Here is a 3636-nt window from a genome sequence, read left to right on the forward strand (position 1 = left end):
CTTGCGGAACGTGGCTTTCGACGGTTTTGCCTGTTTGCTTTGTACTTGTTTTGTTCTTTGTTGATTATATAGGTGTTTTTGAATGGTTTTACCCCGTTTTGTGGACGGGGTTTTTGTGATTTGTTTTGGTATTTGGTTGCGGGGGCAGGATTTGAACCTGCGGCCTTCAGGTTATGAGCCTGACGAGCTACCGGGCTGCTCCACCCCGCGTTAGTTGGGTGGTTGTTGAAGAGGTGTTTTGTTATCTGCGTTTTGCAGGCCTGGCAGCGACCTACTCTCCCGTGTCTTAAGACAAAGTACCATTGGCGCTGGGGGGTTTCACGGCCGAGTTCGGGATGGGATCGGGTGTTGGCCCCCCGCTGGGGCCACCAGGCCGGCGAAACGCAGATATGAGGAACTGGTCTTTTTCAGCGTGAGCTGATCGATATGTTTCTTAGTTTCAGATACGCAAGGGATGTAACGGACCGTAGGTCCGCAAGCGCGACGCGCGCCGGCCGGTCAGGCCGCCCTCCCTGAGGGGCAGGCGTAAGCCGTGCGCCCCGTGAGGGATCTAGAATGGAATGGACATTGATTAATGAGAGTGATCAAGCCGAACGAGCTATTAGTAAGGCTCAGCTTCACACGTTGCCGTGCTTCCACATGCCTCCTATCGACGTGGTGGTCTACCACGGCTCTTCAGGGAGAACTTGTTTTGAGGTTAGTTTCCCGCTTAGATGCCTTCAGCGGTTATCTATTCCGAACATAGCTACCCTGCACTGCGGCTGGCGCCACAACAGGTCCACCAGAGGTTCGTCCATCCCGGTCCTCTCGTACTAGGGACAGATCCTCTCAATTCTCCTACACCCACGGCAGATAGGGACCGAACTGTCTCGCGACGTTCTGAACCCAACTCACGTACCGCTTTAAATGGCGAACAGCCATACCCTTGGGACCTGCTCCAGCCCCAGGATGCGATGAGTCGACATCGAGGTGCCAAACAACCCCGTCGATATGGACTCTTGGGGGTCATCAGCCTGTTATCCCCGGCGTACCTTTTATCCGTTGAGCGATGGCCCTTCCACGAGGGACCACCGGATCACTATGGCCGACTTTCGTCTCTGCTCGACTTGTCAGTCTCGCAGTCAGGCAGGCTTATGCCATTGCACTCGACGAGCGATTTCCGACCGCTCTGAGCCCACCTTCGCGCGCCTCCGTTACCATTTGGGAGGCGACCGCCCCAGTCAAACTACCCGCCACACACGGTCCCGGATGCTGTTACATCGCGGTTAGATATCCATGACGACAAGGGTGGTATTTCAAGGATGACTCCACGAGAGCTGGCGCCCTCGCTTCGACGTCTACCACCTATCCTACACATGTCGACACGAATACCAGTGTGAAGCTGTAGTAAAGGTGCACGGGGTCTTTCCGTCTGACCGCAGGAACCCCGCATCTTCACGGGGAATTCAATTTCACTGAGCCTATGCTGGAGACAGCGGGGAAGTCGTTACGCCATTCGTGCAGGTCGGAACTTACCCGACAAGGAATTTCGCTACCTTAGGACCGTTATAGTTACGGCCGCCGTTTACCGGGGCTTCAATTCGGAGCTTGCACACCTCCTCTTAACCTTCCGGCACCGGGCAGGCGTCAGACCCTATACGTCGCCTTACGGCTTCGCAGAGCCCTGTGTTTTTGATAAACAGTCGCCACCCCCTAGTCTGTGCCCCTCCTGACCGGTTGCCCGATCAGAAGGCTCCCTTCTCGCGAACTTACGGGAGCAATTTGCCGAGTTCCTTCAGCATAGTTCTCTCAAGCGCCTTGGTATGCTCTACCTGTCCACCTGTGTCGGTTTAGGGTACGGTCTATAATGCGGGGGCTATTTCCTGGGACACCTTCACCGCATCCCCAATCCAGTAAGGGGATACGATACACGGCATCCGTCACCACCCGCAGGCTGCAGAATATTAACTGCATTCCCATCGACTACGCCTTTCGGCCTCGCCTTAGGGGCCGGCTAACCCTGCTCCGATTAACGTTGAGCAGGAACCCTTGGACTTTCGGCGAGCGGGTCTCTCACCCGCTTTGTCGTTACTCATGTCAGCATTCGCACTTCCGATACCTCCAGCAGCCCTCACGGGTCTGCCTTCATCAGCCTACGGAACGCTCCGCTACCGCGCACTTACGTGCACCCGCAGTTTCGGCACATGGCTTGAGCCCCGTTACATTTTCGGCGCGGAACCCCTTGTTTAGACCAGTGAGCTGTTACGCTTTCTTTAAATGATGGCTGCTTCTAAGCCAACATCCTGGTTGTTTTGGGAGTTCTACATCCTTTCCCACTTAGCCATGATTTGGGGGCCTTAACTGGCGGTCAGGGTTGTTGCCCTCTCCACAATGGACGTTAGCACCCACTGTGTGTCTGCCAGATAGTACTTCCTGGTATTCGGAGTTTGGTTAGGATCAGTAAGACGGTAAGTCCCCATAGCCCATCCAGTGCTCTACCCCCAGGAGTATTCGTCTGACGCTCTACCTAAATAGATTTCGCGGAGAACCAGCTATTTCCGAGTTTGATTGGCCTTTCACCCCTAGCCACAACTCATCCCCGACTTTTTCAACAGGCGTGGGTTCGGTCCTCCAGTGCGTGTTACCGCACCTTCAACCTGGTCATGGCTAGATCACCCGGTTTCGGGTCTAATCCAACGAACTGAGGCGCCCTATTCAGACTCGGTTTCCCTACGCCTACACCTACCGGCTTAAGCTTGCTCGTTAAATTAAGTCGCTGACCCATTATACAAAAGGTACGCTGTCACCCTCTCGGGCTCCAACTGTTTGTAGGCATCCGGTTTCAGGATCTGTTTCACTCCCCTCGTCGGGGTGCTTTTCACCTTTCCCTCACGGTACTTGTGCACTATCGGTTAGCAAGGAGTACTTAGGCTTGGAGGGTGGTCCCCCCATGTTCAGACAGGATTTCACGTGTCCCGCCTTACTCAAGGACTTGCAGTCTCTCTACCCGTACGGGGCTGTCACCCGCTGAGGCCCGACTTTCCAGACGGTTCCGGTTCTAAACTGCAAGCCACTGGCCTGGTCCGCGTTCGCTCGCCACTACTAGCGGAGTCTCGGTTGATGTCCTTTCCTCCGGGTACTTAGATGTTTCAGTTCCCCGGGTTTGCTCCCTTGCGGGTACTCCATACGGAGTGGGTTGCCCCATTCGGAAATCGCCGGATCAAAGCTTATTCGCAGCTCCCCGACGCTTATCGCAGCGTATCACGTCCTTCATCGCCTCTTGCTACCAAGGCATCCACCAAATGCCCTTAAGACGCTTGATCACTCTCATTATCGATGTCCATTCCATGTTTGATCACCAGACAGCCGAAGCCATCCAGTGCAAACAGGTCATCGATTTTAAGACCAGTTTCTCGAGGCCCTTTCAACGTTCCGCGCGGTCAAGTGCGGAACCATCGCTTTCGCAACACCTGAGGAACAACCCCAGAGCCGAAAGAACCTTCTCTTCAACGATGTCAAGAACAGGCCAGATCCATATGGACCCGGCAAACCTAATTTTCTTCAGGATGATAAAGGGAGCAGCACAAAGCCGCTCAACCATTGAGTGATCGATCAAAGCGCCAGCCAAACTGCAACACACCAGCTCAGAGCCAGCCG

Annotated in this window: 1 protein-coding gene, 1 tRNA gene and 2 rRNA genes; all 4 read right to left on the minus strand. The window is 54.7% G+C overall.

Annotation, left to right across the window (positions count from 1 at the left end):
• Positions 1–133: 133 nt before the first annotated feature.
• Positions 134–210 (minus strand) — tRNA-Met (locus IF10I1_RS13360).
• 48 nt (positions 211–258) lie between these two features.
• Positions 259–373, minus strand: a 5S ribosomal RNA gene (gene rrf / locus IF10I1_RS13365).
• A gap of 207 nt (positions 374–580) precedes the next feature.
• Positions 581–3302, minus strand: a 23S ribosomal RNA gene (locus IF10I1_RS13370).
• Positions 3303–3403: 101 nt separating this feature from the next.
• Positions 3404–3636, minus strand: a 233-nt coding sequence (locus tag IF10I1_RS22855) for a hypothetical protein (protein WP_208994279.1), incomplete at its 5' end; no start/stop codon positions are given.

The organism is Pannonibacter sp. I15F10I1 (assembly GCF_900185665.1).
GTDB classification, from domain to species: Bacteria; Pseudomonadota; Alphaproteobacteria; order Rhizobiales; family Stappiaceae; genus Pannonibacter; species Pannonibacter indicus.